The organism is Pseudomonas sp. TWI923, from assembly GCF_039673365.1.
Lineage (GTDB): Bacteria > Pseudomonadota > Gammaproteobacteria > Pseudomonadales > Pseudomonadaceae > Aquipseudomonas > Aquipseudomonas sichuanensis.
In genome coordinates this window covers 1-25,450 of the sequence record NZ_JBDJLM010000054.1, presented here as the reverse complement: position 1 = coordinate 25,450, position 25,450 = coordinate 1, and the positions used below count along the sequence as shown (strand labels likewise).

Genomic DNA, 25,450 nt, shown 5'->3' with positions numbered 1-25,450 from the left:
TCTTTTTCAGACCATCGAGAGGCGTGCGGCCCCCACACGCGGGCAGATGGCACGCAGGAAGCCCGGACTAATAAGATGGCATTGAAATCCCCCGCGTTTCGTAGAAAGTTTCCATTGCTGGTCACTGGCGGTCTGCTGGCCCTGCAACCTTTGGCCATGCCGCATGCGTTAGCAGCCGAGCAGTTCGACTGCCAAGTGTCCGCTTCCGGCGGCTGGGACTGCAAGCCCAAGGCTGCCAGTAACCTGCCGCCTCGCCCGGTTCATCCGGGTGCCGCTGCCGCCAGTTCCGGTGATGAAACACCGGAGCAAGTAGCCCAGGAACAGGCCGACAAGCCGGTACTGGTTACCGAGAGCAAGGGCCGCGCCCTGAAATCGCGCAGCGAAGACTACAGCCACCTCGACTGGGTACCCCGCGAGAAGCTCACTGCCGCGCAACTGGCCGAGACCGGCCCGTACTGCGGCGGCGCCTATATCGAGCCAATCCGCCCGGGCATGGATGACACCACGCCCAAGGACGAAGCCCCGACCTACATCAACGCCAAGGTTTCCAAGTACCAGCAGGAGCAGCAGATCGCCACCCTCGCCGGTGACGTGGTCATGCGCCAGGGCAGCATGCAGGCCGAAGCGGACGAAGCCAACCTGTACCAGGCCGAGAACCGTGGCGAGCTCAAGGGCAACGTCAAGATCCGTGACAACGGCTCGCTGGTAGTCGGCGATGAGGCACAGATTCAGCTCGACACCGGCGAAGCCCGGGTCGACAACGCCGAATACGTGATGCACAAATCGCACATCCGCGGTAATGCGCTGTACGCCAAGCGCGCGGAAAACGCGATCATCCGCCTCAAGGACGGTACCTATACCACCTGTGAGCCGGGCAGCAACGCATGGCAGCTCAAGGGCAACAACATCACCCTCAACCCGGCCACCGGCTTTGGTACTGCCACCAACGTCACGCTGCGGGTCAAGGACTTCCCGGTCTTCTATACGCCGTACATCTACTTCCCGATCGATGATCGTCGGCAGTCCGGTTTCCTGCCGCCATCGTTCAGCAGCAGCAGCGATACCGGCTTCATGCTGGTCACCCCGTACTACTTCAACCTGGCGCCGAACTACGACGCCACGTTGTACCCGCGCTACATGGCCAAGCGCGGCATGCTCATGGAAGGCGAGTTCCGCTACCTGACCAAATCCAGCGAAGGTCAGTTCGGTGGCGCCTACCTGAGCGATCAGGACGACGACCGCAAGCTGCAGACGGACTACAAGAAAGAACGCTGGATGATCAACTGGCAGCACAAGGGCGGCCTGGATGATCGCCTGATGGGCGAGGTGGACTACACCGACATCAGCGACCCGTTCTACTTCCAGGACCTGGAATCGGACCAGATCGGTGTCGAGAGCCGGGACTACGTCAACCAGCGCGGCACGCTCAACTACCGTGGCGACGACTACACCGCCCGGTTGAACGTGCATGCCTACGAAATGGCGACCATTTCGCAGATCACCCCCTACGACAAACTTCCACAGCTTTCGATCACCGGCTTGCTGCCGTACCACCCTGAAGGGCTCGACCTCAGCTACGAAGCCGAAGCCGTACGCTTCGAACGTGACCTGAAGAACGATCTGGTGTTCGACAAGGATGGCAAGCCTGACACTTCACTCGGCGTCGTGACTGATGATGCCGGCAACGTTCTGGGCGGTCGTCGCCTTGACGAGAGTGTCACCGGCATCGCCCGGGCCAACGGTACCCGTCTGCATGCGGCACCCGCTATCAGTCTGCCGATGGAGGCGAGCTACGGCTATGTCAAACCGAAGCTCAAGTACGCCGTTACCCGCTACGACCTTGATCTGGACAGCCAGGGCCAGGCCCAGGCGATCACGCAGTCGGGCCTTCCGGGCTACGGCAGCTACAACAGTACGCTGAACCGTGACATCCCGATCTTCAGCGTCGACAGCGGCCTGTACTTCGACCGCAACACCCAGATGTTCGGCACCAATTACCGCCAGACCCTCGAGCCACGACTGTTCTACCTCTACGTCCCGTACAAGGACCAGAAGGCCATTCCGATCTTCGATTCGGGCGAGCGCCTGTTCGACTACGGCTCGTTGTTCCGCGACAACCGCTTCAGCGGCACCGACCGCATCGGCGACGAAAACAAGCTGTCGCTGGGTGTGACCAACCGCTGGATCGAGGACAACGGCTTCCAGCGTCAGCGCTTCAGCATTGGCCAGGCCTACTACTTCAAGGATCGCAAGGTCCAGTTGCCAGGCATCGACTACAGCACCCGCAAGGACAGCCTGTCGGATGTCTCACCGTATGCACTGGAATACGAGTACGCCTTCAACCGCGACTGGCGCTTCAACTCGGACTTCAACTGGGACCCGGACAGCCGCAGCACCCGCTCGGGTAGCGCCATGTTCCACTACCAGCCTGAAGACAATCCGAACAAGATCGTCAACCTCGGCTACCGCTACCGCAACGACCTGATCACCTATGACTCGCTGACCGGCTTGTGGAAAGTAGGCGGCGGCGACTACGGCACACCAGGCGAACCGGGCTACATCAAGGATTACTACAAGATCCAGCAGCACGACTTCTCGGTCATCTGGCCGATCGTGCCGCAGTGGAGTGTGATCGCACGCTGGCAGCACGACTACAACCGCAACCGCACCCTGGAAGCCATGGGCGGCTTCGAATACGACAACTGCTGCTGGAAGCTGCGCCTGATCAACCGCTACTGGATGGACTACGACGATTTCAGCCAGGCGGTCCCGGACAACGAGAAGGGCGACCACGGTATCTTCCTGCAAGTCGTGCTCAAGGGCCTCGGCGGCGTAGTGGGCAACAAGGTTGAGTCGTTCCTGGACAAAGGCATTCAAGGTTATCGTGAACGTGAAGACCAAGCTTATTGATCGTCTGCGCCCGCTGATGCTGGGCGCCGTTTTACTCAGCGGCGCGGCGCATGCCGCACCGCAGTCCCTGGACCGCGTAGTGGCCATCGTCGACAACGACGTGGTCATGCAGAGCCAACTGGACCAGCGCGTGCGCGAAGTGCAGCAGACCATCGCCAAGCGTGGCGGTGGTGTGCCACCGGCCGGTGCGCTGGAGCAGCAGGTGCTGGAGCGCCTGATCGTCGAGAACCTGCAACTGCAGATCGGCGAGCGCTCGGGCATCCGCATCACCGATGAGGAGCTGAACCAGGCCGTCGGCACGATTGCCCAGCGCAATGGCATGTCGCCCGAGCAGTTCCGTGCTGCCCTGGCCCATGATGGCCTGTCGTTCGACGACGCCCGCGAACAGATCAAGCGCGAGATGATCATCAGCCGCGTGCGTCAGCGTCGTGTCGCCGAACGCATCCAGGTGTCCGAGCAGGAAGTGAAGAACTTCCTCAACTCCGACCTCGGCAAGATGCAGATGTCGGAAGAGTACCGCCTGGCCAACATCCTCATCCCGACCCCGGAAAGCGCCAACTCCACGGCGATCCAGGCGGCAGCCCAGCAGGCCGGCCAGGTCTACCAGCAGCTCAAGCAGGGCGCCGACTTCGGCAAGCTGGCCATCGAACGCTCGGCCAGCGAGAACGCCCTGGAAGGCGGCGAGATGGGCTGGCGTAAAGCCGGCCAACTGCCACCGGACTTCGCCAAGATGCTCAGCAGCATGAGCGCCGGCGACGTCACCCAGCCTATTCGCATCCCCAACGGCTTCATCATCCTCAAGCTCGAGGAGAAACGTGGTGGCAGCGAGAGCGTGCTGCGTGACGAAGTGCATGTGCGCCACATCCTGATCAAGCCAAGCGAGATCCGCAGCGAAGCCGCCACCAAGGAGCTCGCTGAAAAACTGTACGACCGGATCAACAGCGGCGAAGACTTTGCCACCCTGGCCAAGAGCTTCTCGGAAGACCCAGGCTCGGCACTCCACGGTGGCGACCTGAACTGGGTCGACCCGGACAGCCTGGTCCCGGAATTCCGCGAGCAGATGGCCGACGCCAAACAAGGCGTGGTGACCAAGCCGTTCCGCACCCAGTACGGCTGGCACGTGCTTGAAGTGCTGGGCCGCCGCGCCACCGACAGCACTGAAAAAGCCCGTGAGCAGCAGGCCATGAGCGTCCTGCGCAACCGCAAGTACGACGAAGAGCTGCAGACCTGGCTGCGCCAGATCCGCGACGAGGCCTACGTTGAAGTCAAGCTGCCTGGCGCTGACCAGGCCACCCAGTGAAGCCCCTGCGCTTTGCCGTTACACCCGGCGAACCAGCCGGCATAGGCCCCGACCTGTGCCTGCTGCTCGCCGCCGAGGCCCAGCCCCATCCCCTGATCGCCATCACCAGCCGTGACCTGCTCGCCGAGCGGGCCACGCAGCTGGGCCTGGCCGTCAGCCTGCTGGCCGTCACTCCAGACAACCTGCCCGAACACCCTGCCCCTGCCGGCAGCTTGTACGTCTGGGATACGCCCTTGGCCGCACCCGTGGCCGCCGGGCAACTGAACCAGGCCAACGCCGCATTCGTGCTGGAAACGCTGACACGCGCCGGGCAAGGCTGCCTTGACGGGCACTTTGCCGGGATGATCACCGCCCCGGTGCACAAAGGCGTGATCAACGAGAGCGGTATCGCCTTCTCCGGGCATACCGAGTTCCTTGCCGAGCTCACCCACACCGCACAGGTGGTCATGATGCTGGCCACCCATGGCCTGCGCGTGGCCCTGGTGACCACGCACCTGCCGCTGCGCGACATTGCCGACGCCATCACCGCCGAGCGCCTGGAGCGCGTGACCCGCATCCTGCATGCGGACATGCGTGACAAGTTCGGCATCGGCAAACCACGCATCCTGGTCTGCGGGCTCAACCCGCATGCCGGCGAAGGCGGCCACCTTGGCCGCGAAGAAATCGACATCATCGAGCCCGTACTGGAGCGCCTGCGTACCGAAGGCATGGACCTGCGCGGACCATTACCGGCCGATACCCTGTTTACCCCCAAATATCTGGAGCACTGCGACGCAGTGCTGGCGATGTACCACGACCAAGGCCTGCCCGTACTCAAGTACAAGGGTTTCGGCGCCGCGGTCAACGTGACGCTGGGCCTGCCGATCATCCGTACTTCGGTCGACCACGGCACCGCCCTGGACCTGGCCGGCACCGGCAAGATCGACACCGGCAGCCTGCGCGTCGCCCTGGAAACCGCCTACCAGATGGCCGAGAACCGACCATGACCGAGCATTACCAACACCGGGCGCGCAAGCGCTTCGGCCAGAACTTCCTGCATGACGCCGGAATCATCGACCGCATTCTGCGGGCGATCCACGCCAAGGCCGGCGAAAACCTGCTGGAAATCGGCCCTGGCCAGGGCGCCCTCACCGAGGGCCTGCTGAACAGCGGCGCACAACTGGACGTGGTGGAGCTGGACAAGGACCTGGTGCCGATCCTGCAACACAAGTTCGCCGGGCGTGACAATTTCCGCCTGCACCAGGGCGACGCCCTGAAGTTCGACTTCAATCAGTTGGGCGTACCGCAACGCAGCCTGAAGGTCGTGGGCAACCTGCCCTACAACATCTCCACGCCGCTGATCTTCCACCTGCTGGCACACGCCAACCTGATCCGCGACATGCATTTCATGCTGCAGAAGGAAGTGGTCGAGCGCATGGCCGCAGGGCCTGGCGGTGGTGACTGGGGGCGGTTGTCGATCATGGTGCAGTACCACTGCCGCGTGGAACACCTGTTCAACGTAGGCCCCGGCGCCTTCAACCCACCACCGAAGGTCGATTCGGCCATCGTGCGCCTGGTGCCCCATGAAGTGCTGCCTTACCCGGCCAAGGACCCTCTGCTGCTGGAGCGTGTCGTGCGCGAAGCGTTCAACCAGCGCCGCAAGACCCTGCGCAACACACTCAAGGGCCTGCTCGACAGCCAGGCCATCGAGGCTGCCGGCGTCGATGGCAGCCTGCGCCCCGAGCAACTGGACCTGGCAGCGTTCGTGCGCCTGGCCGACAAGCTGGCCGAGCAGCAAGGCTGACCCCACGTCGCAACACAGGCTCGCTCCCGTGGGAGCGGGCCTGCCCCGCGATCAGCCATGACTGGCCCTCCCCCCCGCCAATGGCCTAGACTGCATTATTGCGTCAGTTCGCCCAAGGCCCTTGCATGTCCGACCCCCGCTACCAGATCGACGTCAGCGTCGTGACCCGCTACCTCAAAGAACAATCCGACCCCGAAAACAGTCGCTTCGCTTTCGCCTACACCATCACCGTGCAGAACAACGGCACGGTCAAGGCCAAGCTGATGTCACGTCACTGGCTGATCACCAATGGCGATGGCGAAGTCGAGGAAGTGCGCGGCGCCGGCGTGATCGGCCAACAACCGCTGATCGACCCAGGCCAGAGCCACACCTACAGCAGCGGGGCGGTCATCACCACCCGCGTTGGCACCATGCAGGGCAGCTATCAGATGTTCGCCGAAGACGGTAAACGCTTCGATGCCGAGATCGCACCCTTCCGTCTGGCCGTTCCCGGGGCCCTGCACTGATGGCCACTTACGCGGTCGGTGACCTGCAAGGCTGCCTGCAGCCGCTCAAGTGCCTTCTCGAACGTGTACGCTTCGACCCTGCCGTCGATCGCCTGTGGCTGGTGGGTGACCTGGTCAACCGCGGCCCCGAGTCGCTCGAAACGCTGCGCTACCTGTACTCCATCCGCCACTCCCTGGTGTGTGTGCTGGGTAACCACGACCTGCACCTGCTGGCCGCCTGGCATAACGTCGAGCGCCTGAAGAAGAGCGACACCCTGCGCGAAATCATCGAAGCGCCGGACGCCGACCAGCTGTTCGACTGGCTGCGCCAACAGAAGCTGCTGCACTACGACGAGCCCCGTGGCATCGCCATGGTTCATGCCGGGATCCCGCCGCAATGGACCCTGGGCAGAGCGCTGGAGCTGGCTGCTGAAGTCGAGGAAGTGCTGCGCGACGACAATCGCCTGAAGCTCTACCTGGACGGCATGTATGACAATGAACCGAACAAGTGGAGCAAGGATCTCGCAGGCGTCGAGCGCCTACGGGTGATCACCAACTACTTCACCCGCATGCGCTTCTGTACCGCCGCCGGCAAGCTCGACCTCAAGACCAAGGAAGGCGCAGACAGCGCGCCAAAAGGCTACAAGCCATGGTTCGACCACCCCGACCGCCGTGCGCGCCATGTGAAGATCATCTTCGGCCACTGGGCCGCCCTTGAAGGCCGCGTCGATGCGCCGGGCGTCATCGCCCTGGACACCGGCTGCGTCTGGGGTGGCGCCATGACCCTGTACAACGTCGACAGCGGCGAGTACCACCGCTGCGACTGCACCCGCGAGGGCACCCCTCGCCTGCCGGCAGCACCGGCCGCCCCTACCGATCAGCCCTGAAGGAACCGCCCCCATGAGCGAATTCAAGCGCATCACCCCCGAACAGGCCCTCGCCCTGCGCGCAGAAGGCGCGGTCGTGGTCGACATTCGCGACCCACAAGCCTATGCCGCCGGCCACATCAGCGGCGCCACTCATCTGGATAACCACTCGGTTGCCGACTTCATCCGCAACGCCGACCTCGACGCACCTACACTGGTAGTCTGCTACCACGGCAACTCCAGCCAGAGCGCCGCCGCCTATCTCGTCGGCCAGGGCTTTTCCAACGTCTACAGCATCGACGGAGGCTTCGAGCTGTGGCGCAGCACCTACCCGGGCGAAACCGCCCAGGGCAGCGCTGAATAATTTTTTTCATTTTTCCTGCAGCCCGCGTTCCGTGCGGGCTCGCGACCGACCTGACGAACGGTCGCGGATGTCTTCTTCGCCCCCCGCCCTTGACCTCTCGTATAACCAACTATCCTTAAGCCCAGGCCATCCAAAAAAGGGGAGAGCCGGTACACCGGCGTGCGGGTCATCGGTAGCGTTTCAGGGTGTTCTGGGGGGTATACAGCAACCGGCAAAAACCGGTTGCATGCCAGCATCGGCTGACTGATCCGGCGTCGTCTCCACGTATCGAGCGAGGTGACGTCATGAGCATTTTTAGCCACTTCCAACAACGTTTCGAGTCCACCCGCCAGGAAGAACTCACGCTGCAGGAGTACCTCGAGCTGTGCAAAGAGGATCGCAGCGCCTATGCCTCGGCGGCCGAGCGGCTGTTGCTGGCCATCGGCGACCCAGAGCTGATCGACACCTCAAGCAACTCCAGGCTGTCGCGGATCTTCTCCAACAAGGTGATCCGCCGCTATCCGGCCTTTGCCGACTTCCACGGGATGGAAGAATGCATCGACCAGATCGTCTCCTACTTCCGCCATGCCGCCCAAGGCCTGGAAGAGAAGAAGCAGATCCTCTACCTGCTGGGCCCGGTGGGCGGCGGTAAATCGTCGCTGGCCGAGAAACTCAAGCAGCTGATGGAAAAAGTACCTTTCTATGCCATCAAGGGCTCGCCGGTATTCGAGTCACCGCTGGGGTTGTTCAACGCCACCGAAGATGGCGCGATTCTCGAAGAAGAGTACGGCATCAACCGCCGCTACCTGAACACCATCATGTCGCCCTGGGCCACCAAACGCCTGCAGGAGTTCGGCGGTGATATCAGCAAGTTCAAGGTGGTCAAGCTCTATCCTTCGATCCTCAACCAGATCGCCATCGCCAAGACCGAACCCGGTGACGAGAACAACCAGGACATCTCTGCTCTGGTCGGCAAGGTGGATATCCGCAAGCTCGAAGAATTCCCGCAGAACGACGCCGACGCCTACAGCTATTCGGGCGCGCTGTGCCGGGCCAACCAGGGCCTGATGGAATTCGTCGAGATGTTCAAGGCGCCGATCAAGGTCCTGCACCCCTTGCTCACCGCCACCCAGGAAGGCAACTACAACAGCACCGAAGGCCTCGGGGCCATCCCCTATACCGGTATCCTGCTGGCCCACTCCAACGAATCGGAGTGGCACACCTTCCGCAACAACAAGAACAACGAAGCCTTCATCGACCGTATCTACATCGTCAAGGTGCCCTACTGCCTGCGGGTCAGCGACGAGATCAAGATCTACGACAAGCTGTTGGTCAACAGCTCGCTGGCCAAGGCTCACTGCGCGCCCGACACCCTCAAGATGCTGGCCCAGTTCACCGTACTTTCGCGGCTCAAGGAGCCGGAAAACTCCAACATCTATTCGAAGATGCGGGTCTATGACGGTGAGAATCTCAAGGACACCGACCCCAAGGCCAAATCGATCCAGGAGTACCGCGACTCGGCAGGCGTCGACGAGGGCATGAACGGCCTGTCGACCCGCTTCGCCTTCAAGATCCTGTCCAAGGTGTTCAACTTCGACCCGCACGAAATCGCGGCCAACCCGGTGCACCTGCTGTATGTGCTGGAGCAGCAGATCGAGCAGGAGCAATTCCCGGCCGAAGTGCGCGAACGCTACCTGCGCTACCTCAAGGAATACCTGGCGCCGCGCTACATCGAGTTCATCGGCAAGGAAATCCAGACCGCCTACCTCGAGTCCTACAGCGAGTACGGCCAGAACATCTTCGACCGCTACGTGCTGTATGCCGACTTCTGGATTCAGGACCAGGAGTACCGCGACCCGGAAACCGGCGAGATCCTCAACCGCATCGCCCTCAACGAAGAGCTGGAGAAGATCGAGAAGCCGGCCGGCATCAGCAATCCGAAGGACTTCCGCAACGAGATCGTCAACTTCGTGCTGCGCGCCCGGGCCAACAACAATGGCAAGAACCCCAGCTGGCTCAGCTACGAGAAGCTGCGGGTGGTCATCGAGAAGAAAATGTTCTCCAACACCGAGGACCTGCTGCCGGTCATCAGCTTCAATGCCAAGGCCAGCAAGGAGGATCAACAGAAGCACAACGACTTCGTCACCCGGATGGTCGAGCGCGGCTACACCGACAAACAGGTGCGCCTGCTGTCGGAATGGTACCTGCGGGTCCGCAAATCGCAATAAAGCGGCAAGCGACAAGCCGCAAGCTGCAAGCCGTGCAGCGCCAGGGCGAGCTCTGGCGCTACGGCTTTCAGCAGCGGTGGCTGCTCCAACTTGCAGCTTGAGAGTGGTAGCTGCATCCAGTCACCGGAGGGATCATGAGCTACGTAATCGACCGACGCCTGAACGGCAAGAACAAGAGCACGGTCAACCGCCAGCGTTTTTTGCGGCGCTACCGTGAGCACATCAAGAAAGCCGTCGAAGAGGCCGTTAGCCGCCGCTCCATCATGGACATGGAGCATGGCGAGCAGATCAGCATCCCGGGCCGTGACATCGACGAACCGGTGCTGCACCACGGTCGCGGCGGCAAGCAGACCATCGTCCACCCCGGCAACAAAGAGTTCACTGCGGGTGAGCATATCGCTCGACCACAAGGCGGCGGTGGGGGTGGCGGTCGCGGCAAGGCCGGCAACTCCGGCGAGGGCATGGACGATTTCGTCTTCCAGATCACCCAGGAAGAGTTTCTCGAATTCATGTTCGAGGACCTTGAGCTGCCCAACCTGGTCAAACGCCACCTGACCGGTGCCGACACCTTCAAGACCGTGCGCGCCGGGATCGCCAACGAAGGCAACCCATCGCGCATCAACATCGTGCGCACCCTGCGTTCGGCCCATGCCCGGCGCATCGCACTGACGGGCAGCAGCCGCGCACTGCTGCGCGAAGCACAAAAGGAGCTGGATCGTCTGAAAGTCGAGGAGCCCGACAATTTCACCGACATCCAGGAAACCGAGGCCGAGATCGAGCGGCTCAAGGCACGTATCAACCGCCTGCCGTTCCTCGATACCTTCGACCTCAAGTACAACCTGCTGGTCAAGCAGCCCAACCCCAGCTCCAAGGCGGTGATGTTCTGCCTGATGGACGTTTCCGGCTCCATGACCCAGGCCACCAAGGACATCGCCAAACGCTTTTTCATCCTCTTGTACTTGTTCCTCAAGCGGAACTATGACCGCATCGAGGTAGTGTTCATCCGGCACCACACCAGTGCCCGCGAAGTCGACGAGGAAGAATTCTTCTACTCCCGCGAAACCGGCGGCACCATCGTTTCCAGTGCACTCAAGCTGATGCAGGAAATCATGGCTGAGCGCTACCCGGCCAGCGACTGGAACATCTACGCCGCCCAGGCGTCCGACGGTGACAACTGGAACGACGACTCGCCGATCTGCCGCGACATCCTGTCCAAACAGATCATGCCGCACGTGCAGTACTACACTTATGTCGAAATCACCCCACGCGAGCATCAGGCGCTGTGGTACGAATACGAACGCATCGGCGAAGGTTTCCCCGACACCTTTGCCCAGCAACAGTTGGTATCGGCCGGCGACATCTACCCGGTCTTCCGTGAACTCTTCCAGCGCAGGTTAGCCACATGACCGCCAGAGAGCAGAGACGCCAACCCATTTCCACCGGCTCCGAATGGACATTCGAGCTTATCCAGACCTACGACCGCGAAATCAGTCGCCTGGCCGCGCGTTACGCGCTGGATACTTACCCAAACCAGATCGAAGTGATCACCGCCGAGCAAATGATGGACGCCTACGCGTCCGTGGGCATGCCGCTGGGTTATCACCACTGGTCCTATGGCAAGCAATTCCTCAGTACCGAGAAATCCTACAGCCGTGGGCAGATGGGCCTGGCCTACGAGATCGTGATCAATTCCGACCCGTGCATCGCCTACCTGATGGAAGAGAACACCATGTGCATGCAGGCACTGGTGATCGCCCATGCCTGCTATGGTCACAACAGCTTCTTCAAGGGCAACTACCTGTTCCGTACCTGGACAGACGCAAGCTCCATCATCGACTACCTGGTATTCGCCAAGCAGTACATCGCCCAGTGCGAGGAGCGCCACGGCATCGACGCTGTCGAGGACCTGATCGACTCCTGCCACGCCCTGATGAACTATGGCGTCGACCGCTACAAACGCCCCTACCCGATCTCGGCCGAAGAGGAGCGCCGCCGGCAGAAGGAGCGCGAAGAACACCTGCAGCGGCAGATCAACGACCTGTGGCGCACCATCCCCAAAGGCACCGAAAAGGGCGGCGAGCGCGACGATGCGCGCTTCCCTGCCGAACCTCAGGAAAACATCCTGTATTTCATCGAGAAACACGCGCCGCTGCTCGAACCCTGGCAGCGTGAAGTGGTGCGCATCGTGCGCAAGATTGCGCAGTATTTCTACCCGCAGCGCCAAACCCAGGTGATGAATGAGGGCTGGGCGACCTTCTGGCACTACACCCTGATGAACGACCTGTACGACGAAGGGCTGATCACCGAAGGCTTCATGATGGAGTTCCTTCAGTCGCACACCAGCGTGGTGTTCCAGCCGGGCTTCGACAGCCCCTATTACAGCGGCATCAACCCCTATGCCCTGGGGTTTGCCATGTACACCGACATCCGCCGTATCTGCGAAAACCCGACGGAAGAGGATCGCCGCTGGTTCCCGGACATCGCCGGCAGTGACTGGCTTTCCACCCTCAAATTCGCCATGAGCAGCTTCAAGGACGAGAGTTTCATCCTGCAGTACCTGTCACCGAAAGTGATGCGCGACCTCAAGCTGTTCAGCATTCTCGACGACGACCAGCGCGACGATCTGCTGGTGCCGGCGATCCATGACGAGGATGGCTATCGCACCATCCGTGAACAACTGGCCGCCCAGTACAATCTGGGCAACCGTGAACCCAACGTGCAGATCTGGAGCATCGACCGCCGCGGCGACCGCTCCCTGACCCTGCGCCACCAGCAGCACAACCGTAAACCACTGGGCGACTCCACAGACGAAGTACTCAAGCACCTGCACCGCCTGTGGGGCTTCGACATCCACCTCGAGACCGTCCAGGGCGACCAGGTGATGAAAACCCACCACATGCCGCCCCGCAGCGAACACGGCGAGGCCGGCGACTACGGGCGCATGGACCTGGCCGTGGTGCACCACCTCTAGCGCAGCGCCCCTCCATTGCTGCCGACAAGGTATCCTGTCGCCAGTAATGGAGGTTCCACATGCAGATCTACAAGGTTGGCGGTGCCGTGCGCGACCGTCTGCTCGGCCGCCCGGTCAGCGATATCGACTGGTTGGTGGTCGGCGCCACGGTCGAACAGATGCAGGCCCAGGGCTTTCGCCCCGTCGGTGCCGATTTCCCGGTATTCCTTCACCCGAAGACGGGCGAGGAATACGCTTTGGCCCGCACCGAGCGCAAAAGCGGCCGTGGCTATGGCGGTTTCACCTTTCACGCCAGCCCGGATGTCACCCTCGAAGAAGACCTGATTCGTCGCGACCTGACCATCAATGCCATGGCCGAGGACGAACAGGGCACGCTGTACGATCCATACCACGGCAAACGCGACCTGAAAGAACGCATCCTTCGCCACGTTTCCCCGGCGTTCGCCGAAGATCCCCTGCGGGTACTACGTGTTGCCCGTTTTGCTGCCCGCTACGCGCCCTTGGGTTTCAAGGTCGCCGAAGAAACCTTGGGGCTGATGCGCCAGATTGCCGAGTCGGGCGAACTACAGGCGCTGACCGCCGAGCGCAGCTGGAAAGAGATCGAGCGTGCACTGATGGAACCCGAGCCGCAGGTGTTCATTGAAGTGCTGCGCAGCTGTGGCGGGCTGATGGAACTGCTGCCCGAGCTTGCACACGGCGCTGATACATTACCTGCGCTGCACCAGGCGGCCAAGCTTCAGCAGCCGCTGCCGGTGCGCTGGGCGTGCCTGCTGCGGGGGCTGCAGCCTGCCGCGATCAAGGCCCTCAACCAGCGCCTCAAAGCCCCGCGCGAATGCCAGGAACTGGCGGCGCTGGTGGGGGAGTTTGCCGAGCGAGCAGACCATGCTCTGGCGCTGGAGCCTGCAAGCCTGCTGGAAATGCTGCAGAAGTTCGACGTGTACCGGCGGCCGCAGCGCTTCGAGGACTTCATCGCCGCGTGCGAGATGGCGACGCTGGGCTCAGGTTATCCACAAGGCGAGTACTTGCGCGGGGCCGCAGAGGCGGCGCGTGCCGTGGATGTGAAGCCATTGCTGGAAAGCGGGCTTACCGGCCAGGGCCTGGGCGAAGCGCTCAAAGCCGAGCGCCTGAAGGCGCTCGAAGCTTACAAGTCCGCTTGATCTACCCGGTCTCTTCGCGAGTAGATCTCAGCGGCAAACCGCCGCTGCGATTTACCCGCGAAGAGGCCGGCGCAGGCTCACGCTGGGGTCAACTGCAACCCACGCCACTCGAACGGCACCGGCGCCAGCACCTGTTCGATGCTCGCCTCATGCCACAGCTGCGCCATGCTTTTCCCGGCGCCTGGATGCATCAGCGTCGGCGCCAGCAGCGATAGCGGCCACAGCACGAAAGCATTCTTCAGGATTTCCGCACGCGGCAGCACCAACCCATCGAAGGTGCCATGCAGATCGCCGTACATCAGCACATCGATATCCAGCGGCAAACCCTTGCGGTCCGGCGCATATCGGCCATTTTCCGCTTCGATGAACTTCAGCCGACGGTCGAACTCCAGCAGCGGCAACTCGGTCTGCCCGCGCACCACCAGGTTGTAGAACGGGCCGCTCTTGATGCCCACCGCCTGGCTCTCGAACACTGCCGAACACTGCATGCCGCTGAGCATGCCAGCCAACGCATCGAGCCCCGCACACAAGTGCCGCTCACGGTCGATGTTGCTGCCCAAGCCGAGGTAAACCGTGTTCAGAGACATCCGCGCTCGATCTCCACGCCAACGCCGCCGCGAGCCGCCGGCACTGCGCCCGGCTTGGTGAGCTTGAGGCGCACCCAGGGGATGTTGAACTCGGCCATCAGCACCGCCACCAGGCGCTCGGCGAACGTCTCGACCAACTCGTAGCGAGCCTGCTCGGCAAACGCCTGGACCCGCGCCGAAACACTGGCATAGTCCAGTGCCAACGACAGGTCATCACCGGCGGCGGCCGGGCGGTTGTCCCAGGCGAAACTCAGGTCCAGGCGCAGGCACTGGCGAATATCCCGCTCCCAGTCGTAGGCGCCGATCACGGTATCGACTTCCAGGCCTTCGATGAACACTCTGTCCAAGCACTTCTCTCCACAGCACGACAAGGGCGACGGGCGCCGTTAGAATCAGGGCGTCCTCGCCCGGAATAGTTAGCATGTTTTGGTCACTGGCGCTGCTTGCCTACCTGCTCGGCTCTCTGTCCTTTGCCATCGTCCTGAGCCGCCTCAGCGGCAGCCCCGACCCCCGCTCCAGCGGCTCGGGCAATGCCGGCGCCACCAACATGCTGCGCCTGGCCGGGCGCAAGCTGGCGATCCTGACGCTGCTGGGCGACCTGTGCAAGGGCATGCTGCCGGTGCTGCTGGCACGCCTGGCCGGGCTGGACCTGCAGGACCAGGCCTGGGTCGGTATCTGCGCGGTAGTCGGCCATCTGTTCCCGATCTACTTCCGCTTCAAGGGCGGCAAGGGGGTGGCCACTGCCGCTGGCATGCTCATGGCCCTGTACTTGCCGGCCGCCCTGCTTGCCATCGGCGCCTGGCTGCTGACCTTCTACCTCACCCGCACCAGCTCGTTGGCCGCGCTGATCGCCACGCCCCTCACCCTGCCACTGCTGGCCTGGCGCGAGCCCGCAGCCCTGCTGCCAATGACCGTGCTCACGGTGATGATCGTCTGGCGCCATCGCAACAATCTGCGTGACTTGTTTGCCGGGCGCGAACGGCATTTCTGAAACGCTCCCCGAGCCCAGCCCTTTCTTACATTCTTACAGTGCCGGCAGTTGCTCCATCGGCCAGCGCGGCTGCACGCTGATCGCCAAGTCCTGCTGCTGCCCGGCCATCAGGCGCTGGCAGCCAGCATAGGCGATCATCGCGCCATTATCGGTGCAGAAGCGCGGGCGTGCGTAATAGACATTGCCCTTGAGGCCGGCCAGCATGCTCTCCAGTGACGTGCGCAGGGCGGTATTGGCACTCACGCCACCAGCGATCACCAGGCGCTTGAGGCCGGTCTGCTTGAGTGCTCGCTTGCACTTGAAGGTCAGAGTCTCCACCACCGCCTGCTGGAACGCCAGCGACACGTCGCAACGGGTTTGCTCGTTGTCGTCCCCGGCCTCACGGCATTTTTGCCAGGTGTTCAGGGCGAACGTCTTGAGGCCGCTGAAGCTGAACTGCAGGCCCGGACGGTCGCACATCGGCCGTGGGAACACGAAGCGCCCCGGGGTGCCTTGCTCGGCCAGGCGAGCGATTTCAGGCCCACCTGGATAATTGAGGCCGATCAGCTTGGCTGTCTTGTCGAACGCCTCGCCGGCCGCATCGTCCAGGCTCTCGCCGAGCAGTTCGTATTGGCCAATGCCATCGACCCGTACCAGCTGGGTATGGCCGCCCGACACCAACAAAGCGACGAACGGAAACTCCGGCGGCTGCTCTTCGAGCATCGGCGCCAGCAAGTGCCCTTCCATATGGTGCACACCGATCGCCGGGATATCCCAGGCAAACGCCAGGGCCTGGGCGCAGGAGGCGCCCACCAGCAACGCGCCGACCAGGCCAGGACCCGCGGTGTAGGCGATGGCGTCGATCTCGGTGGCGACGCAGCCGGCCTCCTCCAGCACCTGCCGGATCAGCGGCAGCATGCGCTTGACGTGGTCGCGCGAGGCAAGCTCGGGTACCACGCCACCATAGGCGCGATGCAGGTCGATCTGGCTGAACAGCGCGTCGGCCAACAAGCCGCGTTCGCTGTCGTATAATGCGACGCCAGTTTCGTCGCAGGATGTTTCCAATCCCAGTACTAGCATGGGTTCGTGCCCTGTCGAGGCTGAATTCGAAGGCGCGCATGATAGTCCCCGCACCCTGTGCCGACCAGCGGTTTTCGATCAGAGGCTTTGCATTCCTGCCAGCTAAGGGTTAACATCCGCAACCCTTGAAAACCGACGTACTCCAGCACACCTTATGTTTTGCCAGGAGCACGTCTACCCCGGTAATGAATTAAGGTAGCCCTGGATGCCAGCCGTCAAAGTTAAAGAGAACGAACCCTTCGACGTAGCTCTGCGTCGTTTCAAGCGCTCCTGCGAAAAAGCCGGTGTACTGGCTGAAGTTCGTAGCCGCGAGTTTTATGAGAAGCCGACCGCAGAGCGTAAGCGCAAAGCCGCTGCCGCTGTAAAGCGTCACGCGAAGAAAGTTCAGCGCGAACAGCGCCGCGCAGTTCGTCTGTACTAATACAGCCGTTCTACGCAAAGCTTCTGCCCCGCCCGGCCTCGTGCCGGGCTGATGGCAGCGGTCGCTTCAAACCCTTGGCCATGCGCCTGGGGTGCCCCGGCAAAAGCCATGGGCAACCTGTAGCAACACGTCAGACCTGGCCATTGGCCAGACGTGCACGTCCTTTCTGACGAGCCCTCACAGGCTGGTGACGAGCACATACCCCTTCGCAACACCCCACGCCAAACCCGAGCACAAGCGTTTAGACTTGCCAGTTGCCAGATGACGAGGCTGCCATGGCCGGGCTGATTCCCCAGAGCTTCATCGATGACCTCCTGAACCGCACCGACATCGTCGACGTGGTGAGTTCGCGCGTCCAACTGAAGAAGACCGGCAAGAATCTTTCCGCCTGCTGCCCGTTCCACAAGGAGAAGTCTCCCTCCTTCACCGTCAGCCCCGACAAGCAGTTCTACTACTGCTTTGGCTGCGGCGCCGGCGGCAACGCGCTGGGCTTCATCATGGACCACGACAACCTGGACTTCCCCCAGGCGGTCGAGGAACTGGCCCGTGCAGCCGGCATGGAAGTGCCACGCGAAGAGGGCCGTCGGGGGCAGAAGCCGCGCCAGCCAACCGACTCCCCCCTGTACCCGCTGCTCGAAGCTGCCAGCGAATTCTATCGCCAGGCCCTGCGCAGCCACCCGACCCGCAAGGCGGCCGTGGACTACCTCAAGGGGCGCGGCCTGTCCGGCGAAATCGCCCGCGATTTCAGCCTGGGCTTCGCCCCGCCAGGCTGGGACAACCTGCTCAAGCACCTGGGCGCCGACGCTCTGCAGCAGAAGGTGATGATCGATGCCGGCCTGCTGATCGAGAATGCCGAGAGCGGCAAGCGTTACGACCGTTTTCGCGACCGCGTGATGTTCCCGATCCGCGACAGCCGTGGCCGGGTCATTGCCTTCGGTGGCCGGGTACTGGGCGACGACAAGCCCAAGTACCTGAACTCCCCGGAAACCCCGGTATTCCATAAAGGCCAGGAGCTGTACGGCCTGTACGAGGCACGCAAGAACAACCGCAACCTCGACGAAATCATCGTCGTCGAAGGCTACATGGACGTCATCGCCCTGGCCCAGCAGGGGCTGCGCAACGCCGTGGCGACACTGGGCACGGCCACCAGCGAAGAACATCTCAAGCGCCTGTTCCGCGTGGTGCCCAGCGTCCTGTTCTGCTTCGACGGCGACCAGGCGGGGCGCAAGGCTGCCTGGCGCGCACTGGAGTCGACCCTGCCGAGCCTGCAGGATGGCCGCCGCGCACGCTTCCTGTTCCTACCCGAGGGCGAGGACCCGGACAGCCTGGTCCGCGCCGAAGGCACCGACGCCTTCCATGCCCGCATCAACCAGCACGCCCAGCCGCTGGCCGACTATTTCTTCGAGCAGTTGAGCAACGAGGCTGATCCGCGCTCGCTGGAAGGCAAGGCGCACATGGTCACGCTGGCCGCCCCGCTGATCGAAAAGGTTCCAGGGGCAAACCTGCGCCAACTGATGCGCAACCGCCTGAAAGAGATCACCGGCCTCGACCCGCAGCAGCTGGAGCAACTGGCGCAGAGTGCTCCGGCCGCCAGCAGCGTGCCGGATTACGACCCGGGCTTCGATTACGACGCCATGGCCAGCTACACCCCGGACTATGGCGACCTGCAGCACCAGCCCGACTACGCCCCGGCACAACAGGAGCAACGCCCCTGGACACCGAACAAGGGCGGCAAGAAACAATGGGAAGGTAAGCCGTGGGACAAGAAAGGCGGCAAGCCCTGGCAGCGCGACGGCCAACGTGGCGACGCACCACCGCGGGTGCCGGCGCCGGTGGAACCACCGTCGCTATCGGCGCTGCGCACGCTGTTGCACCACCCGTTGCTGGCCGGCAAGGTCGAAGATGCCGGCCATTTCGCCGACGAGCAGCAACTCTACAGCCAACTGCTGGTGGCCCTGATCGAGGCTGCGCAGAAGAATCCTAAGCTAAGCTCTATGCAGCTGATCGCACGCTGGCATGGCACCGAACAAGGCCGCTTGCTGCGTGCCCTGGCGGAAAAGGAATGGTTGATCGATGCCGACAACCTTGAACAACAGTTTTTCGACACTATAACTAGCTTGTCCGCCCGCCAACGCGAGCGCAGCTTGGAACATTTGATCAGCAAATCTCGTCTAACTGGCTTGGACGAGGACGAAACGGCCAAGCTTCGTGACTTGCTCCGCCGCAATGTTCCCGCACAAAACCCGACCTCATCTGGCGCGTGAGGTCCATGCTCGGGTATAATCCTCGGCTTGTTTTTTGCCCGCCAAGACCTTCAGTGGATAGGGTGTTATGTCCGGAAAAGCGCAACAGCAATCTCGCATCAAAGAGTTGATCACCCGCGGTCGTGAGCAGGGCTACCTGACTTACGCGGAGGTCAACGACCACCTGCCCGAGGATATTTCAGATCCGGAGCAGGTGGAAGACATCATCCGCATGATCAACGACATGGGGATCAACGTATTCGAGAGTGCTCCGGATGCGGATGCCCTGTTGTTGGCGGAAGCCGACACTGACGAAGCCGCAGCCGAAGAGGCCGCCGCAGCGTTGGCGGCAGTTGAGACCGATATCGGCCGCACGACCGACCCGGTGCGCATGTACATGCGTGAAATGGGTACCGTCGAGCTGTTGACTCGCGAAGGCGAAATCGAAATCGCCAAGCGCATCGAGGAAGGCATCCGTGAAGTCATGGGCGCCATCGCTCACTTCCCCGGCACTGTCGACCACATCCTCAGCGAATACGACCGCGTCACCTCCGAAGGTGGCCGTCTGTCCGACGTCCTCAGCGGTTATATCGACCCTGATGACAACATCGCCGCGCCGACCGAAGAAGTACCGATCCCAGGTGCCAAGGCTGCTGCCGCGAAGGAAGACGAAGACGAAGACGAAGAAAACGCCGAGAGCAGTGACGACGAGGAAGAGACCGAAAGCGGTCCGGACCCTATCGTTGCAGCCCAGCGATTCGGTGCAGTCTCCGAGCAGCTCGTCATCACCCTCAAGGTGCTGAAGAAGCATGGCCGCACCCACGCCGAAAGCATTGGCGCCATGCAGGCCCTGGCTGATCTGTTCATGCCGATCAAGCTGGTGCCCAAGCAGTTCGAAGCACTGGTAGAGCGCGTTCGCAGCGCCCTGGACCGTCTGCGCCAGCAAGAACGCGCCATCATGCAGCTGTGCGTACGTGACGCGCGCATGCCACGTGCCGACTTCCTGCGCCTGTTCCCGAGCAACGAGACCGACCAGACCTGGAGCGGTGACCTCGCCAAGCGCAGCACCAAATGGGCCGCTGCCCTGGGTGAGAAAAACGCCGCGATCGTCGCCTGCCAGCAGAAACTGATCGACCTTGAGACCGAGACCGGCCTGACCGTTGCCGAAATCAAGGAAATCAACCGTCGCATGTCCATCGGTGAGGCCAAGGCCCGCCGCGCCAAGAAGGAAATGGTCGAGGCGAACCTGCGTCTGGTGATCTCCATCGCCAAGAAGTACACCAACCGTGGCCTGCAGTTCCTCGACCTGATCCAGGAAGGCAACATCGGCCTGATGAAGGCGGTGGACAAGTTCGAATACCGTCGCGGCTACAAGTTCTCGACCTATGCCACCTGGTGGATCCGCCAGGCGATCACCCGTTCGATCGCCGACCAGGCGCGCACCATCCGCATTCCGGTGCACATGATCGAGACGATCAACAAGCTCAACCGCATTTCCCGGCAGATGCTGCAGGAAATGGGTCGTGAACCGACCCCGGAAGAGCTCGGTGAACGCATGGAGATGCCAGAGGACAAGATCCGCAAGGTATTGAAGATCGCCAAGGAGCCGATCTCCATGGAAACGCCGATCGGTGACGACGAAGACTCGCACCTGGGCGATTTCATCGAGGACTCCACCATGCAGTCCCCGATCGACGTGGCCACGGTCGAAAGCCTCAAGGAAGCGACCCGTGACGTGCTCTCGGGCCTGACCGCACGTGAAGCCAAAGTGCTGCGCATGCGTTTCGGCATTGACATGAACACTGACCACACCCTCGAAGAAGTCGGCAAGCAGTTCGACGTGACCCGTGAACGGATCCGTCAGATCGAAGCCAAGGCGCTGCGCAAGCTGCGCCACCCGACGCGAAGCGAGCATCTGCGCTCCTTCCTCGACGAGTGATGACGAACCCCGGCCCAGGCCGGGGTTTTTCTTATGTGACAAAAGGTCATGACCGGCGTCACCCTGCTGGCAGGATGCCCGTCTACACTCGACTCAGACCCCCTGATCGAGAGGCCGCTATGCCCTTGATGCCGGCCCTCCTGTTGCTGCTCCTGATGGTCTGGAACACAACGGCCGGCGCCCTGACCCTGACTGACGAGGAACAAGCCTGGCTCAGCGCGCATCCGCAGCTGCGCCTGGGCATAGACGCTTCATGGCCGCCCTTCGAATTTCGCGACCAGGAAGGCCGTTACCAGGGACTGGCCGCCGATTACATCGCCCTTATCCAGGAGCGCCTGGGCGTCACGCTCAAACCGGTCGAGCCCAGCAGTTGGACCGAGGTACTCGAGCAGGCACGCAGCAACCGCATCGACCTGCTGCCCGGCATCATGTCCACCCCGGAACGCCAAAGCTACCTGGCCTTCACCCGCCCGTACCTGGACTTCCCGATTGTCATACTGGCCCACTCCGGTGGCCCGCAACCGCGCAGCCTCAAGGACCTCTACGGCCTGAAGATAGCCGTGGTAGAGAACTACGCCCCCCACGAGCTGCTGCGCACGCACCACCCGGACCTCAACCTGGTGGCCATGCCCAACGTCAGCTCGACGCTGCAGGCACTGGCCACCGACGCCGTGGACGCCGTGGTCGGCGACCTTGCCTCGAGTATCTGGAGCCTTCGCCAGCTAAAGCTCGATGGCCTCTACGTCAGCGGCGAAACGCCCTACCGCTACCAACTGGCCATGGCCGTGCCACAGCAGCAGAAAATTCTCGTGGGTATCCTCGACAAGGTCATGGCCGACATGAGCAACAGCGAAATCAGCCATATCCAGCAACGCTGGGTGGGCAATGTCGTCGACCAGCGCACCTTCTGGCATGACATGCTGCTGTACGGCCTGCCTGCGGTCCTGCTGCTGGTAGCCATCCTCGCTGCGGTGATTCGCATCAACCGCCGACTGAGTTCGGAAATTTCCCGGCGTATTGCCCTGGAGCAGGAGCTGCGCAGCAGCGAGTACCACTATCGCGGCCTGGTCGAGAGCCTGTCGGCGATCGCCTGGGAGGCCGACGCCAACGATTTCACCTACAGCTATGTTTCGCCCCATGCCGAAGACCTGCTCGGTTACCCGCTGAGCGAATGGCTCAAGCCCGGCTTCTGGCGCAGCATCCTGCACCCGGAAGACGCGCTCTGGGCTCAGGCCTATTGCGACAGCGAGACTGCCGCCGGGCGTGATCACAGCCTCGACTATCGGGTAATCCGCGCCGACGGTCACGCCCTGTGGGTGCGCAACATCGTCAGCATGATCGAGCACGGCCACAAGCCGCTGATGCGCGGCCTGATGATCGACATCAGCGAAACCAAACACACCGAGGACGCCCTGCGCCTGTCGGAGCAGAAGTTCGCCTCGGTATTCCAGCAGTGCCCGGACATCCTGCTCATCGCCCGGCAAAGCGACGGCTGCCTGCTGGAGGTCAACGAAGCGTTCGAAGAACAGATCGGCTTGAGCCCGAACCAGGTACTCGGCCGCACCGCCACCGAACTCGACCTGTGGGGCGTCGCCGGCACTGGCCCGATCATGCTCGAACGCCTGCAGCGCAGCGGTGTGCGCAACCTCGAGATGACCTTCCGCCGCAGCAACGGCCAGCTGTTCACCGGCCTCACCTCCGCCGAGGCATTCGACCTCGATGGCACACGGGCCTTGGTGGTGGCGGTACGCGACATCAGCCAGCTGAAAGAGACCCAACAGCAACTGCAAACCTCGGAAGAAAAGTTCGCCAAGGCCTTCCATGCCTCCCCCGACGGCCTGCTGCTGTCGCGCCAGAGTGATGGCCTGCTGCTGGAGGTCAATGAAGGCTTCTGTCGCCTGACCGGTTACGACATAAGCCCGAACGTCGACCAGACCTCCCTGGACCTCGGCATCTGGGTCGACCTCAACGAACGCCAGCGCCTGATAGAACGGCTCCAGCGCGAGGGCGCTGTGCGCGACTTCAGCTGCCATATCCGCCGCAGCGACGGACAGATCCGCCTGTGCGAGCTGGCCGCCCGGCCACTGCCGATCGGCGGCGTCGACTGCATGCTGACCATCGCCCGCGACATCACCGAACGCCACCTGATGCAGGAAAAATTGCAGCTGGCGGCCACGGTGTTCGAGAACACCGCCGAAGGCGTGCTGATCACCGACATCGACCAGCGCATCAGCGCGGTCAACCGCGCCTTCAGTGAGATCACCGGCTACAGCGAGATCGAAGCCCTCGGCCAGACCCCTCGCCTGCTTGCCTCCGGCCAGCACGACAGCGCCTTCTACCTCGCCATGTGGCACCAGTTGACCGCCGAAGGCCACTGGCAGGGCGAGATCCACAACAAACGCAAGAACGGCGAGCTCTACCCCAGCTGGCTGACCATCAGCGCCGTGCGCAACAGCGAGCATGAGATCACCCACTTCGTCGCCGTATTCGCCGACATCTCCAGCCTCAAGCACGCCCAGGCCAAGCTCGACTACCAGGCTCATCACGACCCACTGACCGGCCTGCCCAACCGCACGCTGTTCGAGAGCCGCCTGCAGGCCGTGCTGGCTTGCGCCCAGCTCTCCAACCGCCAGGGTGCGGTGCTGTTCCTCGACCTCGACCGCTTCAAGCACATCAACGACAGCCTCGGCCACCCGGTCGGCGACCTGCTGCTCAAAGGTATCGCCCAACGCCTGAAGGAGCAGGTGCGCGACGTCGATACCGTGGCCCGCCTGGGGGGTGACGAATTCATCATTCTGCTGCCCGGCCTGCACAAGCCTGACGACGCCAGCGCCATCGCCAACAAGCTGCTGGCCTGCTTCCATGCCCCCTTCCAGGCCGGCGAGCATGAGTTCTTCACCAGTGCCAGCATCGGCATCAGCCTTTACCCACAGGACGGCACCGACGTTGCCACCCTGATCCGCAACGCCGACGCCGCGATGTACCGTTCCAAAGCCAAGGGCCGCAACCGCGTCGAAGCCTACACCCGCGACCTTACCGCCCAGGCCAGCGAACGCATCGCCCTCGAGCACGAACTGCGCCGCGCCATCGAACGCAACGAGCTGAGCCTGTGCTACCAGCCCAAGTTCAGCCTGAAGACCCAGGGCCTGGTAGGCGCCGAGGCACTGATCCGCTGGACCCATCCCACCTTCGGCGAGGTGCCGCCCGAGCAGTTCATCCACCTCGCCGAAGAGAACGGCACCATCCTCCAGCTTGGCGACTGGGTGCTGGAACAGACCTGCCGGCAGATGCACGCGTGGAAAAAGAACTACCAGTCCTTCGGCCCGCTCTCGATCAACCTCGCCGGCGCCCAGCTGCGTCAGCCGAACCTGGCCAAGCGCATCGAGCAACTGCTCAGGACCTACCAGCTCAAGGCGGGCGACCTGCAGCTGGAAATCACCGAGAACTTCATCATGAGCCAGGCCGAAGAAGCCCTGGCCGTGCTCTACCAGCTCAAGCAGCTTGGCGTGCAGCTGGCCATCGACGACTTCGGCACCGGCTACTCCTCGCTCAGTTACCTCAAACGCCTGCCGCTGGACATCCTCAAGATCGACCAGTCGTTCATCCGCGGCCTGCCGGATGACCCCCACGACGCCGCCATCGCCCGTGCGATCATCGCGCTCGGGCGCAGCATGCAGCTCACCATCATTGCCGAGGGCGTGGAGAACCAGGCCCAGCAACGCTTCCTCGCCGCCGAGGGCTGTGAGCAGATCCAGGGCTACATCGTCAGCCTGCCCCTGCCGCCCGCCGAGTTCGCCGCTACCTTCCTGCGCATAGCACTATCGGATCTTTCGGATGGCACGGTATCGAAACCCTCGTTATAATTCGCGGCACCTGCTGAGGGCCTATAGCTCAGTCGGTTAGAGCAGAGGACTCATAATCCTTTGGTCCACGGTTCGAGTCCGTGTGGGCCCACCAAACAGAAAGCCGCGCGATGCGCGGCTTTTGCGTTTTTGGCGGGATCGCCTCAGATACGGAATGCTCATTTGCAACTCGTAAACCCGAGTGCGAGCCGGGTTGAACTGGCCTAATGATTTTGGACACCTTCATCGGGCGCTATGATGGCGCCCAATTGGAGGCAAAATCAGTGCGTAAATCTTATTCAAGAGAATACAAAGTCCAAGCTGC

At 62.5% G+C, this 25,450-nt stretch carries 19 protein-coding genes and 1 tRNA gene; 17 read left to right on the top strand and 3 right to left on the bottom strand.

Going from position 1 to position 25,450, the window contains the following annotated elements; genetic code table 11:
• Window positions 1–75 precede the first annotated feature (75 nt).
• The 11 genes from ABE459_RS18755 to ABE459_RS18705 all read left to right on the top strand — a co-directional run bounded on the left by ABE459_RS18755 (window position 76) and on the right by ABE459_RS18705 (window position 14,043).
• Window positions 76–2,910, top strand: coding sequence for an LPS-assembly protein LptD (locus ABE459_RS18755; protein WP_323833256.1), 2,835 nt, complete (start codon window positions 76–78; stop codon window positions 2,908–2,910).
• Entirely contained in the window at window positions 2,891–4,210 is a 1,320-nt protein-coding gene (gene surA / locus ABE459_RS18750) for a peptidylprolyl isomerase SurA (RefSeq protein WP_323833254.1), read from the top strand. Before ABE459_RS18755 ends, surA begins: the two co-directional genes overlap by 20 nt.
• Window positions 4,207–5,196, top strand: a complete 990-nt coding sequence (gene pdxA / locus ABE459_RS18745) for a 4-hydroxythreonine-4-phosphate dehydrogenase PdxA (RefSeq protein ID WP_125857213.1) — start codon at window positions 4,207–4,209, stop codon at window positions 5,194–5,196. Before surA ends, pdxA begins: the two co-directional genes overlap by 4 nt.
• The gene (gene rsmA / locus ABE459_RS18740) at window positions 5,193–5,993 is read left to right on the top strand and encodes a 16S rRNA (adenine(1518)-N(6)/adenine(1519)-N(6))-dimethyltransferase RsmA (protein ID WP_125462349.1); all 801 of its coding nucleotides are present in this window, start codon (window positions 5,193–5,195) and stop codon (window positions 5,991–5,993) included. The genes pdxA and rsmA overlap by 4 nt, the downstream gene beginning before the upstream one ends.
• 125 nt (window positions 5,994–6,118) lie before the next feature.
• Entirely contained in the window at window positions 6,119–6,499 is a 381-nt protein-coding gene (apaG, locus tag ABE459_RS18735) for a Co2+/Mg2+ efflux protein ApaG (protein ID WP_125462348.1), read from the top strand.
• Window positions 6,499–7,365 (top strand): symmetrical bis(5'-nucleosyl)-tetraphosphatase, encoded by an 867-nt coding sequence (locus ABE459_RS18730; protein WP_346648119.1) that lies wholly within the window; start codon window positions 6,499–6,501, stop codon window positions 7,363–7,365. The genes apaG and ABE459_RS18730 overlap by 1 nt, the downstream gene beginning before the upstream one ends.
• A 13-nt stretch (window positions 7,366–7,378) precedes the next feature.
• A complete protein-coding gene (gene glpE / locus ABE459_RS18725) occupies window positions 7,379–7,708 on the top strand; it encodes a thiosulfate sulfurtransferase GlpE (RefSeq protein ID WP_323833249.1) in 330 nt (109 codons plus the stop codon).
• A 284-nt stretch (window positions 7,709–7,992) separates the two neighbouring features.
• Window positions 7,993–9,915: a PrkA family serine protein kinase gene (locus ABE459_RS18720; RefSeq protein ID WP_125462345.1), complete on the top strand. Its 1,923-nt coding sequence runs from the start codon at window positions 7,993–7,995 to the stop codon at window positions 9,913–9,915.
• Between the two features lie 134 nt (window positions 9,916–10,049).
• A complete protein-coding gene (locus ABE459_RS18715; protein WP_125462344.1) occupies window positions 10,050–11,321 on the top strand; it encodes a YeaH/YhbH family protein in 1,272 nt (423 codons plus the stop codon).
• Entirely contained in the window at window positions 11,318–12,886 is a 1,569-nt protein-coding gene (locus ABE459_RS18710) for a SpoVR family protein (RefSeq protein WP_110994289.1), read from the top strand. Before ABE459_RS18715 ends, ABE459_RS18710 begins: the two co-directional genes overlap by 4 nt.
• 59 nt (window positions 12,887–12,945) lie before the next feature.
• On the top strand, window positions 12,946–14,043 hold the full coding sequence (locus tag ABE459_RS18705; RefSeq protein WP_323833247.1) for a multifunctional CCA addition/repair protein: 1,098 nt from the start codon (window positions 12,946–12,948) through the stop codon (window positions 14,041–14,043).
• A gap of 77 nt (window positions 14,044–14,120) precedes the next feature.
• Here ABE459_RS18705 and folK read toward each other — a convergent pair whose 3' ends face one another.
• Together folK and folB are read right to left on the bottom strand one after the other, a co-directional pair.
• The gene (gene folK / locus ABE459_RS18700) at window positions 14,121–14,630 is read right to left on the bottom strand and encodes a 2-amino-4-hydroxy-6-hydroxymethyldihydropteridine diphosphokinase (protein WP_125462341.1); all 510 of its coding nucleotides are present in this window, start codon (window positions 14,628–14,630) and stop codon (window positions 14,121–14,123) included.
• Window positions 14,621–14,977 carry a dihydroneopterin aldolase gene (folB, locus tag ABE459_RS18695; protein ID WP_323833245.1) on the bottom strand — a complete coding sequence of 119 codons (357 nt, stop codon included), beginning with the start codon at window positions 14,975–14,977 and terminating at the stop codon, window positions 14,621–14,623. Before folB ends, folK begins: the two co-directional genes overlap by 10 nt.
• 74 nt (window positions 14,978–15,051) lie before the next feature.
• On the opposite strand from folB, the gene plsY reads away from it, so the two are divergent.
• Window positions 15,052–15,621, top strand: a complete 570-nt coding sequence (gene plsY / locus ABE459_RS18690) for a glycerol-3-phosphate 1-O-acyltransferase PlsY (RefSeq protein ID WP_323833243.1) — start codon at window positions 15,052–15,054, stop codon at window positions 15,619–15,621.
• A gap of 33 nt (window positions 15,622–15,654) precedes the next feature.
• Here the strand turns inward: plsY and tsaD are convergent, their stop codons facing one another.
• Window positions 15,655–16,680 (bottom strand): tRNA (adenosine(37)-N6)-threonylcarbamoyltransferase complex transferase subunit TsaD, encoded by a 1,026-nt coding sequence (tsaD, locus tag ABE459_RS18685; RefSeq protein ID WP_323833241.1) that lies wholly within the window; start codon window positions 16,678–16,680, stop codon window positions 15,655–15,657.
• A gap of 205 nt (window positions 16,681–16,885) precedes the next feature.
• On the opposite strand from tsaD, the gene rpsU reads away from it, so the two are divergent.
• The 5 genes from rpsU (at window position 16,886) to ABE459_RS18660 (ending at window position 25,240) form a co-directional block, all read left to right on the top strand.
• A complete protein-coding gene (gene rpsU, locus ABE459_RS18680; protein ID WP_003255575.1) occupies window positions 16,886–17,101 on the top strand; it encodes a 30S ribosomal protein S21 in 216 nt (71 codons plus the stop codon).
• A 275-nt stretch (window positions 17,102–17,376) separates the two neighbouring features.
• Window positions 17,377–19,365 carry a DNA primase gene (gene dnaG, locus ABE459_RS18675; protein ID WP_125857209.1) on the top strand — a complete coding sequence of 663 codons (1,989 nt, stop codon included), beginning with the start codon at window positions 17,377–17,379 and terminating at the stop codon, window positions 19,363–19,365.
• A gap of 67 nt (window positions 19,366–19,432) precedes the next feature.
• Window positions 19,433–21,283, top strand: a complete 1,851-nt coding sequence (rpoD, locus tag ABE459_RS18670) for an RNA polymerase sigma factor RpoD (protein ID WP_125462338.1) — start codon at window positions 19,433–19,435, stop codon at window positions 21,281–21,283.
• A 119-nt stretch (window positions 21,284–21,402) separates the two neighbouring features.
• Window positions 21,403–25,146, top strand: coding sequence for an EAL domain-containing protein (locus ABE459_RS18665; RefSeq protein ID WP_323833230.1), 3,744 nt, complete (start codon window positions 21,403–21,405; stop codon window positions 25,144–25,146).
• 17 nt (window positions 25,147–25,163) lie between these two features.
• A tRNA-Ile gene (locus tag ABE459_RS18660) sits at window positions 25,164–25,240 on the top strand.
• Window positions 25,241–25,450 lie beyond the last annotated feature (210 nt).

Excerpts from the sequence above, each read along its gene's own strand:
- ABE459_RS18755 (WP_323833256.1), top strand. The coding sequence starts at position 76 with ATGGCATTGAAATCCCCCGCGTTTCGTAGAAAGTTTCCATTGCTGGTC.
- rsmA (WP_125462349.1), top strand. The coding sequence starts at position 5,193 with ATGACCGAGCATTACCAACACCGGGCGCGCAAGCGCTTCGGCCAGAAC.
- apaG (WP_125462348.1), top strand. The coding sequence starts at position 6,119 with ATGTCCGACCCCCGCTACCAGATCGACGTCAGCGTCGTGACCCGCTAC.
- ABE459_RS18730 (WP_346648119.1), top strand. The coding sequence starts at position 6,499 with ATGGCCACTTACGCGGTCGGTGACCTGCAAGGCTGCCTGCAGCCGCTC.
- glpE (WP_323833249.1), top strand. The coding sequence starts at position 7,379 with ATGAGCGAATTCAAGCGCATCACCCCCGAACAGGCCCTCGCCCTGCGC.
- ABE459_RS18720 (WP_125462345.1), top strand. The coding sequence starts at position 7,993 with ATGAGCATTTTTAGCCACTTCCAACAACGTTTCGAGTCCACCCGCCAG.
- ABE459_RS18715 (WP_125462344.1), top strand. The coding sequence starts at position 10,050 with ATGAGCTACGTAATCGACCGACGCCTGAACGGCAAGAACAAGAGCACG.
- ABE459_RS18710 (WP_110994289.1), top strand. The coding sequence starts at position 11,318 with ATGACCGCCAGAGAGCAGAGACGCCAACCCATTTCCACCGGCTCCGAA.
- ABE459_RS18705 (WP_323833247.1), top strand. The coding sequence starts at position 12,946 with ATGCAGATCTACAAGGTTGGCGGTGCCGTGCGCGACCGTCTGCTCGGC.
- folK (WP_125462341.1), bottom strand. The coding sequence starts at position 14,630 with ATGTCTCTGAACACGGTTTACCTCGGCTTGGGCAGCAACATCGACCGT.
- plsY (WP_323833243.1), top strand. The coding sequence starts at position 15,052 with ATGTTTTGGTCACTGGCGCTGCTTGCCTACCTGCTCGGCTCTCTGTCC.
- tsaD (WP_323833241.1), bottom strand. The coding sequence starts at position 16,680 with ATGCTAGTACTGGGATTGGAAACATCCTGCGACGAAACTGGCGTCGCA.
- rpsU (WP_003255575.1), top strand. The coding sequence starts at position 16,886 with ATGCCAGCCGTCAAAGTTAAAGAGAACGAACCCTTCGACGTAGCTCTG.
- dnaG (WP_125857209.1), top strand. The coding sequence starts at position 17,377 with ATGGCCGGGCTGATTCCCCAGAGCTTCATCGATGACCTCCTGAACCGC.
- rpoD (WP_125462338.1), top strand. The coding sequence starts at position 19,433 with ATGTCCGGAAAAGCGCAACAGCAATCTCGCATCAAAGAGTTGATCACC.
- ABE459_RS18665 (WP_323833230.1), top strand. The coding sequence starts at position 21,403 with ATGCCCTTGATGCCGGCCCTCCTGTTGCTGCTCCTGATGGTCTGGAAC.